General features: G+C 64.0%; 19 protein-coding genes and 2 pseudogenes. 15 read left to right on the forward strand and 6 right to left on the reverse strand.

Annotation, left to right across the window (positions count from 1 at the left end; translation table 11 throughout):
• Nucleotides 1-197 precede the first annotated feature (197 nt).
• The 13 genes and pseudogenes from DRB87_RS17275 (at nucleotide 198) to DRB87_RS17335 (ending at nucleotide 12897) form a co-directional block, all read left to right on the forward strand.
• Nucleotides 198-1082: a mechanosensitive ion channel family protein gene (locus tag DRB87_RS17275; protein ID WP_130026782.1), complete on the forward strand. Its 885-nt coding sequence runs from the start codon at nucleotides 198-200 to the stop codon at nucleotides 1080-1082.
• A 125-nt stretch (nucleotides 1083-1207) separates the two neighbouring features.
• Nucleotides 1208-2141: pseudogene (gene hemF / locus DRB87_RS17280) on the forward strand (oxygen-dependent coproporphyrinogen oxidase).
• 84 nt (nucleotides 2142-2225) lie between these two features.
• Complete coding sequence (locus tag DRB87_RS17285; protein ID WP_370363106.1) at nucleotides 2226-2741, forward strand: nicotinate-nucleotide adenylyltransferase; 516 nt, start codon at nucleotides 2226-2228, stop codon at nucleotides 2739-2741.
• Nucleotides 2742-2946: 205 nt separating this feature from the next.
• Nucleotides 2947-3387 (forward strand): ribosome silencing factor, encoded by a 441-nt coding sequence (gene rsfS / locus DRB87_RS17290; RefSeq protein ID WP_130026783.1) that lies wholly within the window; start codon nucleotides 2947-2949, stop codon nucleotides 3385-3387.
• 27 nt (nucleotides 3388-3414) lie between these two features.
• Nucleotides 3415-3885: a 23S rRNA (pseudouridine(1915)-N(3))-methyltransferase RlmH gene (rlmH, locus tag DRB87_RS17295; protein ID WP_130026784.1), complete on the forward strand. Its 471-nt coding sequence runs from the start codon at nucleotides 3415-3417 to the stop codon at nucleotides 3883-3885.
• Between the two features lie 265 nt (nucleotides 3886-4150).
• Nucleotides 4151-5482, forward strand: a complete 1332-nt coding sequence (gene ugpB, locus DRB87_RS17300) for a sn-glycerol-3-phosphate ABC transporter substrate-binding protein UgpB (protein WP_130026785.1) — start codon at nucleotides 4151-4153, stop codon at nucleotides 5480-5482.
• A 157-nt stretch (nucleotides 5483-5639) separates the two neighbouring features.
• Nucleotides 5640-6536, forward strand: a complete 897-nt coding sequence (ugpA, locus tag DRB87_RS17305) for a sn-glycerol-3-phosphate ABC transporter permease UgpA (protein WP_130026786.1) — start codon at nucleotides 5640-5642, stop codon at nucleotides 6534-6536.
• Nucleotides 6533-7378: a sn-glycerol-3-phosphate ABC transporter permease UgpE gene (gene ugpE, locus DRB87_RS17310; RefSeq protein WP_017232862.1), complete on the forward strand. Its 846-nt coding sequence runs from the start codon at nucleotides 6533-6535 to the stop codon at nucleotides 7376-7378. Before ugpA ends, ugpE begins: the two co-directional genes overlap by 4 nt.
• Before the next feature lie 2 nt (nucleotides 7379-7380).
• On the forward strand, nucleotides 7381-8478 hold the full coding sequence (locus DRB87_RS17315; RefSeq protein ID WP_130026787.1) for a sn-glycerol-3-phosphate import ATP-binding protein UgpC: 1098 nt from the start codon (nucleotides 7381-7383) through the stop codon (nucleotides 8476-8478).
• Complete coding sequence (gene ugpQ, locus DRB87_RS17320; protein ID WP_130026788.1) at nucleotides 8475-9254, forward strand: glycerophosphodiester phosphodiesterase; 780 nt, start codon at nucleotides 8475-8477, stop codon at nucleotides 9252-9254. The genes DRB87_RS17315 and ugpQ overlap by 4 nt, the downstream gene beginning before the upstream one ends.
• Before the next feature lie 203 nt (nucleotides 9255-9457).
• Nucleotides 9458-10057 (forward strand): nucleoside triphosphate pyrophosphatase, encoded by a 600-nt coding sequence (locus tag DRB87_RS17325; RefSeq protein WP_017232859.1) that lies wholly within the window; start codon nucleotides 9458-9460, stop codon nucleotides 10055-10057.
• 45 nt (nucleotides 10058-10102) lie between these two features.
• The gene (rng, locus tag DRB87_RS17330; RefSeq protein ID WP_017232858.1) at nucleotides 10103-11572 is read left to right on the forward strand and encodes a ribonuclease G; all 1470 of its coding nucleotides are present in this window, start codon (nucleotides 10103-10105) and stop codon (nucleotides 11570-11572) included.
• 32 nt (nucleotides 11573-11604) lie between these two features.
• Entirely contained in the window at nucleotides 11605-12897 is a 1293-nt protein-coding gene (locus DRB87_RS17335; RefSeq protein WP_130026789.1) for a cation diffusion facilitator family transporter, read from the forward strand.
• A 57-nt stretch (nucleotides 12898-12954) separates the two neighbouring features.
• Here the strand turns inward: DRB87_RS17335 and rfbC are convergent, their stop codons facing one another.
• Genes rfbC through msbA form a run of 5 tightly spaced genes read right to left on the reverse strand, consistent with a single transcriptional unit; the run spans nucleotide 12955 to nucleotide 17928 of the window.
• Nucleotides 12955-13503: a dTDP-4-dehydrorhamnose 3,5-epimerase gene (gene rfbC / locus DRB87_RS17340; protein WP_130026790.1), complete on the reverse strand. Its 549-nt coding sequence runs from the start codon at nucleotides 13501-13503 to the stop codon at nucleotides 12955-12957.
• Nucleotides 13504-13546: 43 nt separating this feature from the next.
• Nucleotides 13547-14434, reverse strand: a complete 888-nt coding sequence (gene rfbA / locus DRB87_RS17345) for a glucose-1-phosphate thymidylyltransferase RfbA (protein ID WP_130026791.1) — start codon at nucleotides 14432-14434, stop codon at nucleotides 13547-13549.
• Nucleotides 14435-14441: 7 nt separating this feature from the next.
• Nucleotides 14442-15506: a dTDP-glucose 4,6-dehydratase gene (rfbB, locus tag DRB87_RS17350; RefSeq protein ID WP_130026792.1), complete on the reverse strand. Its 1065-nt coding sequence runs from the start codon at nucleotides 15504-15506 to the stop codon at nucleotides 14442-14444.
• 28 nt (nucleotides 15507-15534) lie between these two features.
• Nucleotides 15535-16119, reverse strand: a complete 585-nt coding sequence (locus tag DRB87_RS17355) for a peroxidase-related enzyme (protein ID WP_130026793.1) — start codon at nucleotides 16117-16119, stop codon at nucleotides 15535-15537.
• A gap of 57 nt (nucleotides 16120-16176) precedes the next feature.
• Entirely contained in the window at nucleotides 16177-17928 is a 1752-nt protein-coding gene (gene msbA / locus DRB87_RS17360; protein WP_130026794.1) for a lipid A export permease/ATP-binding protein MsbA, read from the reverse strand.
• A 162-nt stretch (nucleotides 17929-18090) separates the two neighbouring features.
• On the opposite strand from msbA, the pseudogene recQ reads away from it, so the two are divergent.
• Together recQ and DRB87_RS17370 are read left to right on the forward strand one after the other, a co-directional pair.
• Nucleotides 18091-19910: pseudogene (gene recQ, locus DRB87_RS17365) on the forward strand (DNA helicase RecQ).
• Between the two features lie 47 nt (nucleotides 19911-19957).
• The gene (locus DRB87_RS17370) at nucleotides 19958-20758 is read left to right on the forward strand and encodes a glycosyltransferase family 2 protein (RefSeq protein ID WP_370363107.1); all 801 of its coding nucleotides are present in this window, start codon (nucleotides 19958-19960) and stop codon (nucleotides 20756-20758) included.
• 102 nt (nucleotides 20759-20860) lie between these two features.
• Here DRB87_RS17370 and DRB87_RS17375 read toward each other — a convergent pair whose 3' ends face one another.
• The gene (locus tag DRB87_RS17375; RefSeq protein ID WP_130026795.1) at nucleotides 20861-21712 is read right to left on the reverse strand and encodes a glycosyltransferase family 2 protein; all 852 of its coding nucleotides are present in this window, start codon (nucleotides 21710-21712) and stop codon (nucleotides 20861-20863) included.
• Between the last annotated feature and the right edge of the window lie 39 nt (nucleotides 21713-21751).

The following is a 21751-nucleotide window of genomic DNA, read 5'->3' on the forward strand; positions in this document are numbered from 1 at the left end:
CGGAGACGTCATGTCGTCCGGGCCGTTGTCGTTTTGGCGGCATGACAACCGCGAATGCCGTCACAGCGTCGCGATTGACAAGCGCGGAGCAAGTTGGCACGCTGACACGGCGCGGGTGCGTCACCATCGCGCGTCCGGCCAGCCCCGGCGGAATGCATACAGTTTTCCCGACAGACCCTCGCTCGACGGAGACTTACATGTTCGATCTCGACAAGCTGGTCAACGATTATCTGATGCCGTTCGGCCTGAAGATTGTGATGGCCGTGGTCATCTGGATTGTCGGCGGTATCGCCATCAACGTGGTGGCGCGGCTCGTGCGCAGCGCCATGACTCGCCGGGCCATCGATCCCACGCTCGTTCGTTACAGCGAATCGACGCTGCGCATCGCCTTGCGCATTGCGCTGATCATTTCCATCCTCAGTGTCTGCGGTATCGAGACGACATCGTTCGCCGCGCTGCTTGCCGCCGCCGGCATCGCCATCGGCGCAGCGTGGTCCGGACTCCTGTCGAACTTCGCCTCCGGCATCTTTCTCATCGTGCTGCGCCCCTTCAAGACGGGCGACATGATCAGCGCAGGCGGCGTGACCGGGGTGGTCGACGAGATCGGCCTGTTCGTCACCACGCTCACGACGGCGGACAATCTGCGGGTGTACGTCGGCAACACGAAGGTCTTCGGCGACAACATCACGGTGTACGACGCCAACGCGTTTCGCCGCGTCGACTTGACGGCGCAGCTCGCCCACACGGTCGATGTGCAGGACGCGATAGCGCGCCTGAAGGCACGCATCGCGCAGATCCCGAACGTGATGAGCACGCCCGCGATCGATGTGGTGATTCTCGAATTCAATCCCGCCGGGCCTGTGCTCGCGGTGCGTCCGTACTGCCACAACCGCGATTACTGGCAGGTGTATTTCGATACCAACCGGGCCATCGCCGAGGTCGGTGGCACGGCCCAATGGCCGGTGCCGGCGCCGCGTCAGATCCTCATGCCGCCCCCGGGCGACCCTGGCAAAGGCATGCCCATTGCGCCCGCGGGCGGCGCGCCAACGGCCAGTCCTCTGCCCAACGCGCCAGCGCCATGACCGCCAGAGCTTGATACAGGTCATTCGGCCGGCATTCGGCGCGACCGTTTGCCGCCTCGGCCTGCCCCCGACCGCGTGGCTGCCGGTACAATCGCGGTTATTACCACGCATCGGGACGTCACAGAATGACAGCGCAAGACGCCGCACCGGCGCCGGATACGGGCGCAGTGCGAACTTATCTGCTCGGGCTTCAGGACCGTATTGTCGAAACGCTCGGGCGCCTCGACGGCAAACGCTTCCTCGCCGACGACTGGCAACGTCCGGCCGATAGCGCGCTGCGCGGCGACGGCCGCACCCGCGTGCTCGACGACGGCGACTTCTTCGAGCGCGGCGGCGTGAATTTCTCCCACGTGGTCGGCGACAAGCTGCCGGGTTCGGCCAGTGCCTCCCGCCCGGAGTTGGCCGGGCGTGGCTTCGAAGCGCTCGGTGTCTCGCTCGTGCTGCATCCGCGCAATCCGTACTGCCCGACCGTGCACTTCAACGTGCGCATTCTGATCGCCACGGCCCCGGGCAGTTGCCCGCGTTCTGGTTCGGCGGCGGCATGGATCTCACGCCGTACTATCCATTCGAAGAGGACTGCCGGCACTTTCATCAGACCTGCAAGGACGCGCTCGATCCGTTCGACACCGCGTGGTATCCGCGCTTCAAGACGTGGTGCGACGAGTACTTCTACCTGAAGCATCGCCAGGAGCCGCGCGGCATCGGCGGCATCTTCTTCGACGACTTCTCGGGCGGCGGTTTCGACACGGGCTTCGCCGTCATGCAAAGTGTGGGAGATGCCTTCCTCGACGCTTATGTCCCCATCGTCGAGCGCCGTCGCGGCATGCCCTACGGTGAGCGCGAACGGGATTTCCAGGCCCACCGGCGTGGCCGCTATGTCGAATTCAATCTGGTCTGGGACCGTGGCACCCATTTCGGCCTGCAATCGGGGGACGCACCGAATCCATCCTGATGTCGATGCCGCCGATCGTGAAATGGCACTACGACTGGAAACCCGAGCCGGACACCCCGGAAGCGAAGCTCTATACCGACTTCCTCGTGCGCCGCGAGTGGGTGTGAAGGCCGGCCGCGAATGACCGTCTCCTCCCCTGCCGCCCCCGCGCCACGCATCCGTCGCCCGCCGGTCCGATCCGGCGCATCGGCGTGCTCGGCGGCACGTTCGATCCGATTCACACCGGGCACCTCGCACTCGGCGCGCTGTTCGCCCGCACACTCGCCCTCGACGAACTGATCCTGATGCCGGCCGGCCAGCAGCCGCAGAAGCAAGGCAGCACCGCGGCCGAACATCGGCTGGCCATGACGCGCCTCGCCGCCGAGCAACTCGCGGCCGAGCTGGCGCTCACGCGACCGACCACTCGGTTGCGGGTCAGCACGCGGGAGATCGAGCGCGCCGGGCCGAGCTACACCGTCGATACGCTGCGCGAGATGCGCCGTGACCTGGGCCCGCGGGTCTCGCTCTCACTGCTTATCGGCTCCGACCAACTGGTGCGCCTGGATACCTGGCACGCCTGGCGCGAGCTATTCGACTACGCGCACGTCTGCGCGGCCGCGCGACCCGGTTTCCGCTGGGCCACCGCCTCCTCAGAACTGCGCCAGGTCTTCGCCGAACGGGAAAAGTCCGCGCTCGGGTACAATCCACGCCATGCGGCGGCATACTGATCGACAACTCACTGGCTGTCGACATCTCCGCCACCGAGTTGCGCGCCACGCTGGCGCACGCGCGAGACGCGGCCACGCCCCCGGCGAATCTGCCCGAATCCGTGTGGCATTACATCCGCGCGCAACACCTGTATCGCGCCTGACGGCCCTTGGCCCTTACCCGGTCGCCGCCTCGGCGCTCCCTGTTTCACCAAAAAGACGCACTATGGATATTCGTAAACTTCAGCGCCTGATCGTCGACGCCCTCGAAGACGTCAAGGCCCAGGACATCAAGGTGTTCAACACCGAGCACCTCACCGCCCTGTTCGAGCGCGTGATCATCGCGAGCGGCACGTCCAATCGCCAGACCAAGGCGCTCGCCGCGAGCGTGCGCGACAAGGTCAAGGCCGCCGGCGGCGACATCGTCAGCATGGAAGGCGAAGACGTCGGCGAATGGGTGCTGGTCGACACGGGCGACGTCATCGTGCACATCATGCAGCCGGCCCTGCGCCAGTACTACAACCTCGAAGAGATCTGGGGCGAGAAGCCCGTGCGCCTGAAAGCGGCCGGCACCAAGGCCGGCGCCAAGGCTAGCGCGGAAGATCACGAAGACGACGAGGACGACTCCGTCGACGCGCCGGCCCCCGCACGCCGCAAGGCAAAGTAAGCCGGCGCTGCGCGGAAGTCAGCCGTCATGCGTCTGTTCATACTCGCGGTCGGGCACAAGATGCCCGGCTGGATCGAGACCGCTTTCGCCGAGTACGCCAAGCGCATGCCGCCCGAGCTGCGTATCGAACTCAGGGAAATCAAACCGGAGCAACGCTCCAACTCCCGCACGGCCGAGACGGTGATGGCGGCCGAAGCGCAGCGCATTGACGCGGCCCTGCCGCGTGGCTGCCGCCTCGTGTGCCTGGACGAACGCGGACAGGACCTCACGACGATGCGTCTGGCTCAATCGCTCACCGGCTGGCAGCAAGACGGGCGCGACGTGGCGTTCGTGATCGGCGGCGCGGACGGCCTCGACCCGGCCCTCAAGGCGCGCGCCGACACCCTCATCCGACTCTCCAGCCTCACGATGCCCCACGGCATGGTGCGGGTGTTGCTCGCCGAGCAGCTCTACCGCGCGTGGAGCATCAATGCCAATCATCCCTATCATCGCGTCTGACGACACACCAAGTCAGAAATAAGTCGGAAATAAGTCAATTCGTCTTGTGCAGTGCAACGCCACGTTGCGCTGCATGTCCATTAGCGCGCTCTCGCCCTACTTCCCGGCACACCCCGACGATTGTCAATTCCCCTTTGACGCCGCCATGCAACACGCGTTGTGCGCTGCGGGTGGAAAAAACACAATGACGTGGTAGTCTAGCCCGCGCTGCAAGGTTCGCACCGCGAACAACAACTAGACTTCTCGTGAACCACCGGAGATTGGCATGAAGCAACCGTCCCTGCGAAGTATCGTTTTGGCCGGCGTTGGCGCTGCAATGGCGTTCGGCATGAGCACGTCGGCCCTGGCCGCAACCGAGATTCAGTTCTGGCACTCGATGGAATCGGCCCTCGGCGATCGCGTCAATCAAATCGCCAACGATTTCAACGCGTCACAAAGCGACTACAAGATTGTCCCGATCTACAAGGGCAACTACGAGCAGGGACTGGCCGCCGGTATCGCCGCGTTCCGCGCCGGTAACGCGCCGGCCATTCTTCAGGTGTACGAAGTGGGTACGGCCACGATGATGCAAGCCAAGAAGGCGGTCAAGCCGGTGTGGCAAGTCATGAAGGACGCCGGCGAGCCGTTCAACGAAGCGGCGTTCGTGCCGACCGTGGCGAGCTACTACGCCGACAGCAAGACCAATCATCTCGTGTCGATGCCGTTCAACAGCTCGACGCCGGTGCTGTATTACAACAAGGACGCCTTCAAGAAGGCGGGCCTCGATCCGAATACCCCGCCGAAGACCTGGGCCGACGTGAAGACCGACGCCGAGAAGCTCAAGGCCGCCGGCCTGTCGTGCGGCTTCAGCACCGGCTGGCAGGGCTGGACGCAACTCGAAAACTACAGCGCCTGGCATGCCCTGCCGTTCGCCACGAAGAACAACGGCTTCGACGGTCTTGACGCCAAGCTGATCTTCAACGGCCCGCAGCAGATCAAGCACATCCAGTTCCTGGCCGACATGGCCAAGGAAGGCACGTTCACGTATGTGGGCCGCAAGGATGAAGTGACCTCGAAGTTCTACAGCGGCGACTGCGGCATTGCCATCACCTCATCGGGCGCCCTCGCCAACATCGCCAAGTACGCCAAGTTCAGCTATGGCGTGGGCATGATGCCGTACGATGCCGACGTGAAGGGTGCACCGCAGAATGCCATGATCGGGGGCGCCAGCCTGTGGGTGCTCGCTGGCAAATCGTCCGCCGAGTACAAGGGTGTGGCCAAGTTCCTGAACTACCTCGCGTCGCCCGCGGTGGCGGCGAAGTGGCACCAGGATACCGGTTACCTGCCGGTGACGAAGGCCGCCTATGAACTGACCGAGAAGCAAGGCTTCTACGCGAAGAACCCCGGCGCCGACGTGGCCATCAAGCAGATGCTCAACAAGCCGCCTCTGCCGTTCACGCGGGGTCTGCGCCTGGGCAACATGCCGCAGATTCGCACGGTGGTCGACGAGGAACTCGAAGGCGTGTGGAGCGGCAAGCAAACGCCCAAAGCCGCTCTGGACAAGGCCGTCGCCCGTGGCGACGAGCTGCTCCGTCGCTTCCAGAAACAGGGCGGCTAAGCCGTCCTCAATCCGCCCGATCGCGCACGCGAAGCCGGTGAATTGGCCAATGAATGGCGTTCGCGGCGTGCATTGCGGCGTTACCGTCGCAACGTTACCATGACCACCCGGCCCGTCGACAACACGGGCCGGGTTGGTTTTTTCTGCTCATTACGTTATGGCGCATAACTCCAGAGAACGCCCTCGCTTCGGAACCGGCTGGCTGCCCTACGCGCTCGTCGCCCCGCAGCTCATCATCACCGTCGTGTTCTTCCTGTGGCCCGCGGGCGAGGCCCTGTGGCAATCGACATCGGCGCAGGATGCCTTCGGGCTGTCGAGTGAGTTCGTCGGCCTGGACAACTTTGTTTCGCTATGGCGCGACCCGCTCTACCTCGCGTCGTTTCGCACCACGATGATCTTCAGCGGGTTGGTGACGGTTTGCGGACTGGTCATCTCGTTGCTGCTCGCGGCCATGGCCGACCGGGTCACGCGGGGCAAGCGCACCTACCAGACGCTGCTCATCTGGCCCTACGCGGTGGCACCGGCCATTGCGGCCGTCCTGTGGGCCTTCCTGTTCAATCCGAGTATCGGGCTTGTCACCTACGGCCTGGCGAAGCTCGGCATCGAGTGGAATCACGCGCTCAATGGCGGCCAGGCGATGTTCCTCGTCGTACTCGCCTCGATCTGGAAGCAGATCAGCTACAACTTCCTGTTCTTCTACGCGGGTTTGCAGGCGATTCCGCGCTCGCTCGTGGAAGCGGCAGCCATCGACGGCGCCGGGCCGATCCGGCGCTTCTTCGGGCTGGTGCTGCCGCTGATTTCGCCGACGACGTTCTTCCTGCTCGTGGTCAACCTCGTGTACTCGTTCTTCGACACGTTCCCGGTGATCGATGCCGCGACCGGCGGCGGGCCGGGCCAGTCGACCATGACGCTGATCTACAAGATCTACTCGGAAGGCTTCAAGGGGCTCGACCTCGGCAGCTCGGCTGCCCAGTCGGTGGTGCTGATGGTCATCGTCATCGTGCTCACGGTCGTGCAGTTCCGTTTCATTGAACGCAAGGTGCAATACGCATGATCGAGAATCGTCGCGGCCTGGATATCTTCTGCCACGTCATGCTGGTCATCGGCGTGCTGTTGGTCGTCTTCCCGCTCTATGTGGCGTTCGTCGCCGCCACCATGAACGAGCGCGAAATCTTCAACGTTCCGTTGTCGCTCATCCCGAGCACGCACCTGCTCCAGAACCTTGCCACCGTGTGGAATCAGGGCACGGGCGATTCCGCCATGCCGTTTGGGCTAATGCTCGGCAACAGCCTGTTCATGGCGCTGGTCATCACCATCGGCAAGATCTCGGTGTCGATCCTGTCGGCCTTCGCCATCGTGTATTTCCGTTTCCCGTTGCGCAATCTGTTCTTCTGGCTGATCTTCGTCACGCTGATGCTGCCGGTCGAAGTGCGGATCTTCCCGACGGTGCAGGTGATCTCGACCCTCGGCCTCATCAACACCTACACGGGGATGACGCTGCCGCTTATCGCGTCGGCTACGGCCACGTTCCTGTTCCGGCAGTTCTTCATGACGCTGCCCGACGAGCTCGTCGAAGCCGCGCGCATCGACGGCGCCGGCCCGATGCGCTTCTTCGTCGACGTGGTGTTGCCGCTCTCGAAGACGAACATCGCGGCGCTGTTCGTCATCACCTTCATCTACGGCTGGAATCAGTACCTGTGGCCGATTCTGGTGACCAACGCCCCGTCGATGACGACGGCCGTGGTCGGCATCAAGAGCATGATCGGCAGCGGCGACACCGCCACCCAATGGCAACTCGTCATGAGCGCCACGCTGCTCGCCATGTTGCCGCCCCTCGCGGTGGTCTTGCTCATGCAGCGTTGGTTCGTGCGCGGTCTGGTCGATTCGGAAAAGTAATCATGGCAAATCTCAAACTCCATCGTGTCAAGAAAACCTACGACCGGAAGAACTATGTCCTGCACGGTGTCGACATCGACATCGAAGACGGCGAATTCGTGGTCATCGTCGGCCCCTCGGGCTGCGGCAAGTCGACGCTGCTGCGCATGGTTGCCGGCCTCGAATCGGTCAGCGAAGGCAGCATCCTGATCGGCTCGCAAGTCGTCAATGAACTGGAGCCGAAGGATCGCAATATCGCGATGGTGTTCCAGAACTACGCGCTCTATCCGCACATGGATGTGCGCCAGAACATGTCGTACGGCTTGAAGATCCGTGGCATCGACAAGAAGATCATCGACGAGCGCGTACTCGCCGCCGCACGCATTCTGGAACTGGAACCCCTGCTCGCACGCAAGCCGCGCGAACTCTCGGGCGGTCAGCGCCAGCGCGTGGCCATGGGCCGCGCGATCGTGCGTGAGCCCGCGGTATTCCTGTTCGACGAACCGCTCTCGAACCTCGATGCCAAGCTGCGTGTGCAGATGCGTCTGGAAATCCAACGTCTGCACGCGCGCCTCAAGACCACCAGCCTGTATGTCACACACGATCAGATCGAGGCGATGACGCTCGCGGATCGCGTGATCGTCATGAACAAGGGCTACGCCGAGCAGATCGGCACCCCGACGGACGTGTACGAGCGCCCCGCGTCGCTGTTCGTGGCGAGCTTCATGGGCTCGCCCGCCATGAACCTGCTGAAGGGCCGCGTAGACTCGGAAGGCCGTACGTTCGAGGTCGACGGTGGCGGGCCGGCCCTGCGTTTGCCGCCCACGAGCATGGCGTATGCCAACCGTGAACTCGTGCTCGGCGTGCGCCCCGAACATCTGGTGCCCGCCGAGCAGCACAACGGCCTGGGTGCCTTCGCCGCGCAGACCAACATCCTCGTCGATCAGCTCGAGCTGCTCGGTGCCGACAATCTGGCGCATGGCCGCTGGGGCGAGCAGCCCGTCACGGTGCGTCTGCCGCACGAGATGCGGCCCGCGGCAGGCACCGTGGTGCCGCTGGCCATCTCGGCCAGGGCGTTGCACCTGTTCGATCCGTCGACCGGCAAGCGAGTCGAAGCATGACCGCCCCCTCGACACCGACGCGTTTGTGGCCCACCTGGCCCTATCCCCGCATCGTCGCGCACCGCGGCGGCGGCAAGCTGGCCCCGGAAAACACGTTGGCCGCGTTCGAGATGGGCGCGTCGCTCGGCCTGCGCATGGTCGAGTTCGATGCCAAGCTCTCGGCGGATAACACCGTCTTCCTGCTGCACGACGACACGGTCGATCGCACCAGCAACGGCCACGGCGCTGCCGCGCAAATGACCTACGCCGACATCGCGAAGCTCGATGCCGGCAGTTGGTTTGACGCGCGCTTCGCGGGTCAGGCGATGCCGACCCTCGCCCAGGTGGCCGAGCGCTGTATTGCGCTGGGGCTGGCGGCGAACGTCGAAATCAAACCGTGCCCGGGCCGCGAGGCGGAAACGGGCAAGCAGGTCGCCCAGGCCGTGCAGGCGCTGTGGGCCGGACAGGCCCAGCCGCCGCTGCTCTCGTCGTTCTCGTACGAGGCGCTTGAAGCCGCGGCGGCCGCTGTCCCCGACCTGCCGCGCGGCATGCTGTACGAGGCCATTCCGGCGCATTGGCGCGAGGACGCCCGCCAGCTCGGCACCGTCTCGCTGCACGCGAGCCATCAGCCGCTCGACGGCCCGCAGGTCGCACAGGTCAAGGCGGCCGGCCTGCAAATGCTGGTCTACACGGTCAACGATCCGGCCCGTGCACGTGAACTGGCGGCGTGGGGTGTCGATGCCATCTGCACCGACCGCATCGACCTGATCGGCGCCGACTTCCTCGCCGGCGCTTGAACGCTTGCCCCGCGCAATCCGCGGCTATCCGCCCGTTTTCCCGTCGACATCGCCGTCTGCCCCCGCACGCGCTGGCGGGCGTGAGCGCAAGGCGGCATAATAGGACGTTCCCCCTCGCCCAGCCCATCCCGCGGCCCGGTGCACGCGCTTGCCAATCGTTGCGAAACCGTGTGCCGGGCTGGACGAATTCAAGCCAAGCCGCCATGCCGTACATCTATCTCGCGTCGCAAAGTCCCCGCCGCCAGGAACTGCTGCAACAGCTCGGCGTTCGTTTCGAGCTGCTGCTGCCGGGCGCCCACGAGGACGCCGAAGCACTCGAAGCCGTGCTGCCGGGAGAGCCACCCGACGACTACGTGCAGCGCGTCACGCGTGCCAAGGCCGAAGCGGCGCTCACGCGTCTGGCCCGCGCAGGCCTGCCTGGCGCCCCCATTCTGGCCGCCGACACGACGGTATGCCTGGACGGCACCATCCTCGGCAAGCCTTTCGACGACGCCGACGCCTGTGCCGTACTCGCCCGACTGTCGGGCACACGCCATCGCGTGCTGACCGCCGTCGCCGTCTGCGCCGACGGCCAGATCCATCAAGCAGTAAACATCTCGCACGTCTGGTTCCGGCCGATGCGCCGTGAGGAGATCGAGCGTTACGTCGCCTCGGGCGAGCCGAGAGGCAAAGCCGGGGCATACGGCATTCAGGGCAAGGCCGCCGAATTCGTGCTGCGCATCGATGGCAGCTACTCCGGCATCATGGGGCTACCGCTGTGCGAGACCGCCGCGCTGTTGCGTCAGGCCGGCGTCGACTTCTGACGCTTACCGAATTTGCCACGCCCTATTGAGTCGGGTCGACACTCTATGAACGAAGACATTCTGGTCAACATCACGCCGCAGGAAACCCGTGTGGCACTCATGCAGCTCGGTGCCGTGCAGGAGTTGCACATCGAGCGCACGCTCTCGCGCGGCCTGGTGGGCAACATCTATCTGGGCAAGGTCGTGCGCGTGCTGCCAGGCATGCAATCGGCGTTCATCGATATCGGGCTGGAGCGAGCGGCGTTCCTGCACGTGGCCGATATCTGGCATCCGCGCACGAACAACGACACCTCAACGCCGCATCCGCAGCCGCCCATCGAGAAAACAGTGTTCGAGGGGCAGACGCTGATGGTGCAGGTCATCAAGGATCCGATCGGCACCAAGGGCGCGCGCCTGTCGACGCAGATCAGCATTGCCGGGCGCACGCTCGTCTACCTGCCGCAGGAGCCGCACATCGGCATTTCGCAGCGTATCGAGAGCGAAGCGGAGCGCGAGGCGCTGCGCAGCAAGATCCAGGCACTCGTACCGGCCGACGAGAAAGGCGGCTTCATCGTGCGCACCATCGCGGAAGACGCGGCCGACGCCGAACTGGCGAACGACATCGCCTATCTGCGCAAGTCCTGGCAAACCATCGGCGAGCAGAGCACGCGCGTGCCTGCGCCGGCCCTGCTGTATCAGGATCTGAACCTTGCCCAGCGCGTGCTGCGCGATTTCGTGCACGAGGAGACGGGCAAGATCCTGGTCGACTCGCGCGAGACCTTTCAGAAGCTGGCCGAATTCGCGACCACGTATACGCCTGCGGTGCTCGGCAAGCTCACGCATTACACCGGCGAGAGGCCGCTGTTCGACCTGTACAACGTCGAGACGGAAATCGAGCGGGCGTTGTCGCGTCGCGTCGATCTGAAGTCCGGCGGGTATCTGATGATCGATCAGACCGAGGCGATGACGACCATCGACGTGAACACCGGCGGCTACGTCGGCGCACGCAACTTCGACGACACGATCTTCAAAACGAATCTCGAAGCGGCATTGATGATCGCGCGCCAGTTGCGGCTGCGCAATCTGGGCGGGATCATCATCATCGACTTCATCGACATGGAGAACACCGAGCATCGCGATTCGGTGCTCGCCGAGCTGAAGAAGGCGCTCGCCCGCGACCGGACGCGCATTACCGTGAACGGCTTCTCCCAGCTCGGACTCGTCGAAATGACCCGCAAGCGCACACGCGAATCGCTCGCCCATGTGCTGTGCGAGCCGTGTGCCGTCTGTCAGGGCAAGGGACAGGTCAAGACGCCGCGCACGCTGTGCTACGACATTCTGCGTGAGATTCTGCGCGAATCGCGCCAGTTCAATCCGCGCGAATTCCGCCTGATCGCCTCGCAGGAAGTCGTCGACCTGTTCCTCGAAGAAGAGTCTCAGCATCTCGCGATGCTGATCGACTTCATCGGCAAGCCGATCTCGCTGCAAGTGGAGTCGTCGTTCCATCAGGAACAGTACGACATCATTCTGATGTAACCCCACACTCAACGCACGCACGCTCCGACGTAATGCCCTACTCGAACTACGACAACCTGGCGGCATCGAGCGAGGCGCTCGACAAACACGCCGTCGCGCGCCATACGACCTGGGTCAGCATCTGGGTCAATATCGTGCTCACGACGGCGCAGATCGTCATCGGCATCTTTGCCCGTTCGCAGGCGTTGATTGCCGATGGCATTCACTCACTCTCGGACATCGTCTCGGACTTCGTCGTGCTGGCCGCCGCACGGGGCAGCGCCCGCGCGCCGGACGCCGACCACCCCTACGGTCACAGCCGCTACGAAAACGCGGCGTCGTTGTTTCTCGGCGTCATTCTGTTCGTCGTGGGGGCCGGAATGCTGTGGCGCGGCATCGAGCGGTTGCTGCACCCGGAAGACATTCCGGAAGTGCACATGATCGCGCTGGTCGTTGCGGTCCTGGTGCTGGTCAGCAAGGAAGGCCTCTTTCGCTACATGCTGCGCGCCGCGCAGCGCGTGCGCTCGGCGATGCTCGTGGCCAATGCGTGGCACGCGCGCTCCGACGCGCTCTCGTCGCTCGTCGTGGCGTTCGGCATTCTGGGCAACCTTGCGGGTTATCGCATTCTCGACCCGCTCGCCGCCGCCCTCGTGGGACTGATGATCGGACGCACCGGGTGGAAGTTCGGCTGGAACGCATTGCAGGACCTCATCGATCGCGGCGTGGACGATGCGACGACCGTCACCATTCGGGAGCGGCTGCTCGCGACGCCCGGCGTGCGCACCATCGACATGTTGCGCACACGGCGCATGGGCGACGAAATCGTCGTCGATGTGCACATCCTCGTCGATGCGCGGCTGTCGGTCTCCGAGGGACACTACATCGCGGAACAGGCGCGCGCGACGGTCATGCTGGAGCCGCAGATTCTCGATGTGCTCGTACACGTCGATCCGGAGAGCGACACCAAGGGCACCGCGTTGCAGCAATGGCCTGCACGCTCGGTCGTGGTCGGCGCGGCAGAGACACTGTGCCGCGCCAATGCGCTGGCGCTGCACGACGTGAAACTGCACTATCTGAATAACGGGCTGGAAGCCGACGTGATCGTCGAAGGACTACGTGAACCGGCAAGTTCGGGCACGGAGGGCGCGAATGGCGTGCCCATCGACGACGGCATCGAACCGTCATCGCAGAGCGTGGCCGATGCACTCACCGCGCGCTTTGGTCTGCGCGCCGTGAGGGTACTGCGCGTGACAGGCGACACGTCTGGCGCACCGGGCGAGACCGACGTCGCCACCCGCGCGGCGCCGCCTGAAAAAGCCACGGCCGCTGGTCCCGCCGTCGATTGACGACCGGGCCACAGCGGCCGAGGGGTCCCCTACGAAACGGTGTTCCGTAGGGGAACATCAGTCTTCCTGCCGGTACTCCGAGAACAGCATGCCCTGCCGATCCTTGTCCGAGACGATCGGCGTGATGCCGTCGAGCGGCCAGGGAATCGCAAGCGTCGGGTCGTCCCAGCGAATGCAGCGCTCGAACTGTGGTGCCCAGTAATCCGTCGTCTTGTACAGCACTGCGGCCGTCTCCGACATCACCACGAAACCGTGGGCGAAGCCTGCCGGGATCCATAGCTGCTTCTTGTTTTCGGCGCTCAGCACTTCCGCGACCCACTTGCCGAAGGTCGGCGAGCCTTCACGAATATCGACCGCCACGTCGTAGATTTCGCCGTGCAGCACGCGCACGAGCTTGCCCTGCGGTTGCTTGACCTGGTAGTGCAGGCCGCGCAGTACGCCACGGGCCGAGCGCGACTGGTTGTCCTGCACGAAGGTGAGCGTCTCGCCGAGCGCGTTGTCGAAGCCGCGCTGGTTGAAGCTCTCGAAGAAATGGCCGCGAGCGTCGCCAAAGACCTTCGGTTCGATCACGCGAACGGCAGGAATGGCGGTGGGAGTCACTTGCATAGCGAGATACCTTTAAGAATCGAAAGTGAGCCGTGCGCCAGACTCAGAACAACCGCTCGCGCAACATCGAGAGCAAGTATTGGCCGTAACCGGTCTTGGCGAGCGGTTGCGCGAGTGCCTCGATGGCCGCGGCATCGATCCAGCCGCGCCGGTACGCGATCTCTTCGGGGCACGCGACCTTCAGTCCCTGACGGCTTTCGATCGTCTGGATGAACGTGCTCGCCTCGAGCATTGATTCGTGCGTGCCGGTGTCCAGCCATGCATAACCCCGCCCCATGATCTGGACGTTGAGCTTGCCGCGACGCAGGTATTCGTTGTTGACGTCGGTGATTTCCAGCTCACCACGCGCCGACGGCTTGATCGAGCGAGCAATCTCGATGACGTCGTTGTCGCAGAAGTACAACCCGGTCACGGCGTAGCGCGACTTCGGCTCCTTGGGTTTCTCGACGAGGTCGATGGCTTTGCCGTTTTCATCGAACGTCACCACGCCGTATCGCTCGGGATCGTGCACGCGGTACGCGAACACGGAGGCGCCATCCGTCTGGGTATTCGCTGCTGACAGCAGTGACGCGAAATCATGCCCGTAGAACAGATTGTCGCCAAGCACCAGCGCGCATGGGTCGCGACCGATGAAGTCCGCGCCGATCAGGAATGCCTGCGCCAGTCCGTCCGGCGACGGTTGCACGGCGTATTGCAGGTTCAAGCCCCACTGACTGCCATCGCCCAGCAGTTGCTCAAAGCGCGGCGTGTCCTGCGGCGTGGAGATGATCAATACGTCGCGAATCCCCGCCAGCATCAGCGTCGTCAGCGGGTAGTAAATCATCGGCTTGTCGTAGACCGGGAGCAACTGCTTGGAGACGGCGAGCGTCGCCGGATACAGTCGTGTGCCGGAGCCGCCGGCAAGAATGATGCCTTTGCGTTTGATACTCATGCGTGCCTCAGTCGTTCTTTTGGTAGTGTGTTTCAATCCAGCGCTGGTATTCGCCCGACTGCACCTGACGCACCCACTCCCCGTTGGCGAGGTACCACTGCACCGTCTTGCGCATGCCGGTTTCGAACGTCTCGGCCGGGCGCCAGCCCAGTTCGCGCTCGAGCTTGCGCGCGTCGATGGCATAGCGGCGGTCATGGCCCGGGCGGTCGGTGACGAACGTGATCTGATCGCCGTACGACTTGCCGTCGGTGCGCGGCGACAGTTCGTCGAGCAGTGCGCACAAGTGTTTCACGACCGACAGGTTGTTCTGCTCGTTCCAGCCGCCCACGTTGTACACCTCGCCCGTGGCACCTCTGGCCAGCACCTCGCGGATGGCGGAGCAATGGTCGCCGACATACAGCCAGTCTCGCACGTTGCTGCCGTCGCCATAGATCGGCAGCGGCTTACCGGCCAGCGCATTGGCAATCACCAGCGGAATGAGCTTTTCCGGAAATTGGTACGGGCCATAGTTGTTCGAGCAGTTGGTCGTGAGCACCGGCAGGCCATACGTGTGGTGATAGGCGCGCACCAGATGGTCGGAACCGGCCTTCGATGCCGAGTACGGGCTGTTGGGCGCGTACGGCGTGGTCTCGGTGAATGCCGGATCGCTCGGGCTCAGCGAGCCATAGACTTCGTCCGTCGAGACGTGCAGGAAGCGGAAGGCATCGCGCGCCTCGGCGTCGAGCGCTCCCCAATAGGCGCGTGCGGCTTCGAGCATCGTGAACGTGCCGACGATGTTCGTCTGCACGAAGTCGCCCGGGCCATGGATGGAACGGTCGACATGGCTTTCCGCCGCGAAGTGCAGCACCGCGCGCGGACGATGCTCAGCGTACAAGCGGTCGAGCGCTGCGCGATCACAAATATCGACTTGTTCGAAACGGTGACGGGGATCGCGTTCCAGGCTCGCCAGATTTGCCAAATTGCCGGCATACGTCAATTTGTCGATGGTGACGACCGGCTCGTCGTGCTGCGCAAGCCAATCGAGAACGAAATTTGCACCGATGAAGCCGGCGCCGCCAGTCACGAAGATCATAAGTATCGAAAGATAAAGAGATGTCGGGTTATCGGGCGCGCGGCACGCGTCCCATCAAAAAGAATTCGTCGTTGGGCCGCATCGAGATGGCGTTGGCGATGCGGTTGGACATACCGAAAAACGCCGTGATCGCGGCGATGTCCCAGATGTCCTCGTCGTCGAGACCGTGTTGGCGCAGCGCCGCGTAATCGTCATCGCCGACTTCGTGGGAGCGCTCGCACACCTTCATCGCATAGTCGAGAATCGCCCGCTGACGCGCGCTCAGGTCCGCCTTCAAATAGTTGACAGCCACCTGATCGGCGAGCAGTGGGTGCTTTTCATAGATGCGCACCAGTGCACCGTGTGCGACGACGCAATACAGACACTGATTCACCGCGCTCGTGGCGACCACGATCATCTCGCGCTCGCCCTTGCTCAGATTGCCTTCTTTGGCCATCAGCGCATCGTGATACACGAAAAACGCGCGGAATTCGGCGGGGCGATGCGCCAGCGTGAGGAACACGTTCGGGATGAATCCTGCCTTTTCCTGCACGTCGTCGATACGTGCCCGAATATCGGCCGGCAACGCGGCAAGGTCGGGCACAGGGAAACGGCTGATCGGCGGCTGACTCATCGTGATCTTCTCCAAGTCGGGCGGATAAGCACTGACGTTCGCGACGCGACGGCGACGTCAGGCGTCCTGCTGCTGTGCGTACTGAATACGGTGCAGATGCGCGTAGAGGCCATTATGCGCCACCAGCGCCTGGTGCGAGCCCTGCTCCACGATGCGGCCGTGTTCGAGCACGACGATCCGGTCGGCGCGCTCAATGGTCGAGAGGCGGTGCGCGATCACCAGCGTGGTACGCCCTTCCATCAGGACTTCCAGCGCGGCCTGCACGTGACGCTCGGACTCCGAATCCAGTGCGGACGTTGCTTCGTCCAGGATCAGGATCGGGGCATCCTTGTAAATCGCGCGTGCGATGGCCAGACGTTGACGCTGACCGCCCGACAGGCGCATGCCGTTGTCGCCCACGAGCGTTTCGACGCCTTCGGGCATGGCCGCGACCGCATCGGCCAGATTGGCCGCCCGCAGCGCCGCCTGCACGCGCTCGGCGTCGATCTCCTGGCCGTAGGCCACGTTCGCGGCGATGGTGTCGTTGAACAGCACGACGTCCTGGCTCACGAATGCAATTTGACTACGCAGATCGGCCAGGCGCAGGTCCGTCAGCGCAATGTCGTCGAGCAGAATCCGGCCACCAGTCGGATCGTAAAAGCGCGGCACCAGATTGACCAGCGTGGTCTTGCCGCTGCCGGAGGGCCCCACCAGCGCCACCATCTCACCGGGCGCCACGTCGAGCGAAATCCGATCGAGCGTCGGACGCTCGCTGGCACCATAGTGGAAGCTCACCTGATCGAACGTCACGCGCCCCTTGGCGCGCTCGAGCGTGCGCTCGCCGCCGGTCGGCTCGACTTCGACGTCCATGACTTCGAAAATCAGCTCCGCGGCCGTCACGCCGCGCTGCAGCGGCTGATTGACATCCATCAGATGCTTGAGCGGGGAGACGACGAGCAGCAGTGCCGTGACAAAGGCCGTGAAGCCGCCCACGGTCATCTCGCCCGACGACGACTCGATCATCGCCACCGTAATGACGATGGCCAGTGCCAGCGAGGCGAGGGCCTGCGTCACCGGCTGCGCCAGACCGCCCGAGACGGTCACGCGCATGGCATAGCCGCGCAGCGTGCTCGTCATCTTGTCGAAGCGCGACTTTTCGTACGCTTCGCCGTTGTGGATCTTCACCACCTTGTAGCCGCCCACGGCTTCTTCGACCACGTACGACAGTGCATTGGTCAGCGTTTGCTGCTCGCGGTTCAAACGACGCAAGCGCCGGTTGATCTTGCCGACGAGCCAGCCGATGAACGGCAGAATCACCGCCACGACGAGCGTAAGGCGCCAGTTCAGATAGAACAGGTAGCCCAGCAGGCCGACGACAGTGAGCGAATCGCGCACGAGCGTGATGAGCACCGTGGTCAGTACGCCGAGCACCTGGTTGACCTCATAGACGAGCGCATTGATGAGCGTGCTCGTCGTCTCCCGTTGATAGAAAACGGCCGGCGCATGCAGCAGGCGGTCGAACATGCGCACGCGCAGGTCGAGCAGCACGCGGTTGGACACCCACGAGAGCATGTAGTTGGCCGAATATTGCGCCACGCCCCGGATGACGGCCAGCCCGATCACGGCGGCGGGTACGTACCACAGATTCCATGGATCCTGGCCCGAGAATCCCTTGTCGAGCACCGGCTTGAGGACAGCCGGAATCGCCGCTTCGGTCGCGGCCACGAGCGCCATGGCGAGAACGGCCAGCAGGCCCATGTGCCAATACGGCTGAAGATAGCCCAGCAGACGCCGAAGAATCGGTCCGACGGGCTTATGCGGTGCGCTCATGTAGGTGGGGGACGGCGGAAAAACCGCTATTCTATCGTACCGGCCGGTCTTGCCGGGACACGTCCGAGCCTGACTCGGACATCACCGCAAAATTCGCCACAATGGCCGCCCTCGGGGGCCGATGCGCGCCGCAGCGCAGGGGGAACCGGTATACTCCCGCCCATGGCAAGCGCACTCGAAGTCCTCCGTACCGTATTCGGCTATAACGCATTCCGTGGCGATCAGGCCGCTATCGTCGACCACGTGGCCGACGGGGCGACGCGCTTGTGCTGATGCCGACCGGCGGCGGCAAGTCCCTGTGCTATCAGATCCCCGCGTTGCTGCGCCCCGGCGTCGGCATCGTCGTCTCGCCGCTCATCGCGCTCATGCAGGACCAGGTCGATGCGCTGCTGCAAGCCGGGGTACGGGCAGCCTATCTGAACTCCAGTCTCGGCTTCGAGGAAGCGCTCGATACCGAGCGCCGCGCCGCACGTGGCGAACTCGATCTGCTCTACGTGGCGCCCGAGCGCTTGCTGACCGATCGTTTTCTCGATCTGCTCGACCGCCTCGACGCGCGCAGTCAACTGGCGCTTTTCGCGATCGACGAGGCGCATTGCGTCTCGCAATGGGGACACGACTTCCGTCCCGAGTACATTCAGCTCTCGGCACTTCACGAACGTTATCCGCGCGTACCGCGCATCGCGCTGACCGCCACGGCGGACGCCGCGACGCGCGAGGACATCCAGACGCGGCTTGGCCTGACCGAGGCGCGGTTGTTCGTCTCGAGCTTCGACCGGCCGAACATTCGCTACGAGATCGTCGATCGCGACAATCCCCGCAAGCAGTTGCTCGCCTTTCTGGGGCGGCATCGGGGCGAGGCGGGCATCGTCTATTGCCTGTCACGCAAGAAGGTGGAAGAAACCGCCGCCTGGCTCGAGACGCAGGGCATTCCGGCCCTGCCCTATCACGCCGGGCTGGACGCGGACGTGCGCCGCACGCACCAACAGCGCTTCCTGCGCGAGGAAGGGCTGGTGATGTCGGCCACGGTCGCCTTCGGCATGGGCATCGACAAGCCCGACGTGCGTTTCGTCGCCCACCTCGATTTGCCCAAGAGCCTCGAAGCCTACTACCAGGAGACGGGACGCGCGGGGCGCGACGGCGAACCCGCCGAAGCCTGGATGACGTATGGGCTGAACGACGTCGTGGTGCATCGCAGCCGCATTGACGAGTCGAACGCTCCCGACCAGCAAAAGCGCATCGAACGCCAGAAACTTGACGCCCTGCTCGGCTATTGCGAAGCGCCGCGCTGCCGCCGCACCGTGCTGCTGTCGTATTTTGGCGAGTCGAGCGCGCCGTGCGGCAACTGCGACGTCTGCCTGAGTCCGCCCGAAGTCTTCGACGGGACCATCGCCGCCCAGAAGGCCCTCTCGGCCATACTGCGTACGGGCCAGCGCTTTGGCGCCGGGCATCTGGTCGATCTGCTGCGCGGGCGCAGCACCGACAAGATTCGTCAGTTCGGGCACGAAGCCCTGCCGACGTTCGGCGTTGGCGGTGAACTCGACGATCAAGGCTGGCGCGCGGTGTTCCGGCAGTTGATCGCGCACGGCATCATCGAGCCCGACAGCAGCCAATACGGCGCGCTGACGCTCAACGCGGCGGCACGCCCAGTGCTCAAGGGGGAAACGACACTGTCGTTGCGGCGCCAACGGGCCACCGTTGGGAAGAAAAGTCGTTTTGCCGGGTATGCGTCATCGCTGGCGATCGAGCTGGATGCCGCCGATCAGCAACTGTTCGAAAAGCTGCGGGTCTGGCGGCAGGAGATCGCCAAGACGCAACAGGTGCCCGCCTACGTTATCCTGCACGACCGGACACTGCGCGAACTCGCCCAGCGTCGCCCCCGCCATCGCGAGGGGTTGGCCGACATCACCGGACTCGGCGAAGCCAAGATCGAACGCTACGGTGAAGCGCTTGTCGAGTTGCTCAACGACGTTGCCAACGCTTGATCACCGCGCGGATCCGGAAATCGGACGCCGCCATTTCGTGAGTTGTCATGATTGAAGCTTCATCGCCTGCCGCCTCTCTCGAATGTTCGCCGCGTCTGCCGCTCACGGTAACGATTCTCACGCGCAACGAGCGTCACAACATTGCCGATTGCATCGCGTCGGTGCAATCGTTGGCGTCGCAGATCGTCGTGCTCGATAACGCGAGCACGGACGACACGACGGACATCGCTCGCGCCGCAGGCGCGGAGGTGCACGTCACCAATGACTGGCCCGGCTTCGGCCCGCAGAAAAATCGCGCGCTGTCGCTTGCGACACAACCCTGGGTGCTATCGCTCGATGCCGATGAACGCGTTACGCCCGAACTGGCGGCCGAGATTGCGGCGGCGATTGCCAGCAGTGACCGCGGCGGCTACACGGGCTTTCGCATGCCTCGCCTGTCGCAGTTCCTCGGACACTGGGTGCGGCATTGCGGCTGGTACCCGGACTACGTGTTGCGACTGTTTCGGCGCGAAGCCGGTCGCTTCTCCGACAATCTCGTGCACGAGCGGGTGATCGTCGACGGCGAGATCGGCACCCTTGCGCATCACCTGCTGCATTACAGCTATACCGAGGTTCGCCAGGTCGAAGACAAGGTTCAGCGGTATGCGCGCGCGGGCGCGACGGAGATGGCGTTGCGCGGCAAACGCGTCTCGCCGCTGAAACCTTGGATCAATGGCGGATGGGCGTTCGTGCGCACGTATTTGCTGCGCAGAGGATTTCTCGACGGCGCCACCGGCGCCGCGATTGCGCGGATGAATGCCCGCAGCGCGTTTCTGAAGTACGCGCTGCTGCGGCGCGCAGACGCCTGACGCCCCCTCACAGGCCTATCGCAAATCACGATCGGCTAAGTGCGCACCTCGAAAGCAAAACGGACGCCGATGGCGTCCGTTTTGTTTCCTCCGACTTCCGCGTTACTTGGCGAGCGCCCGCTTCACGCGTGAGCGGAACAATTCCCAGCGCAGCTTGCCGTCATCGACCGGCTCGGGTAGCCGCCCGTCGTTACCTGCCGGCACCGGCTTGCCACGACGCAGGTAGTAGCGATCGAAAATGGACTGTGTCATGCCCCACTTGCGCAGGAACTGCGTGCGACCGTCGTTCTTCACTACCTTGCCCGTACTTTTGCACTGAAAGTGGTACACAAGGCTCGCGCCAACGCCAACGAAGTGGCGTGCTCCCGCTGCCCACATTTTCATCGAGAAGTCATTGTCGCTGCTCATGCCAGGGCTAAGCTCGGTGCTGTAACCGCCGACGAGAAACCACCAATCGCGGTGCACGAGCGTAGGTGGCCAGGTTGCGCCGAACCAGTCCGGCTTGCGGTAGGTCGGGACGGCGGCGAGCAGCCCCGCCTCGTCGAACGTGTCGACGTCGCGGCCGAAGTCCTGCACGAGCACGCACGGATTGCCGGTGTCGACCGGCTCTATCATGGTGCCCGAGAGCATGAAGGCCTTGTCGGGCATGGCTTCGGCACGCTCGATCAGCGCACGATCCCAGCCCGGGCAGCAATACATGTCGTCATTCAGGTAGACGATGTACTTTTCACGGGCAAGCGCCGCCGCCTGATTCACTGCGTAGCAGATACCGATGTTGTCCGGCGACGCCGTATGCTCGATCCCCTCGGCCCGCACCCAGTCGAGCGAGCCGTCGGAGCCGTCGTTGATGTGGACGATGATCTGATGCGGATGGCTCGAATTCTCGCGAATGCTGCGCACGCAAAGTTGCAGCAAGGCGAGATTGTTCCACGTCGGAACGATGATGGAGAACATCCGGAATTCCTTGTTGAATCGAAAGACGCACGGCATCGC

Origin of the sequence: Pandoraea sp. XY-2 (genome assembly GCF_004193915.1) — a bacterium.
GTDB lineage: Bacteria > Pseudomonadota > Gammaproteobacteria > Burkholderiales > Burkholderiaceae > Pandoraea > Pandoraea cepalis.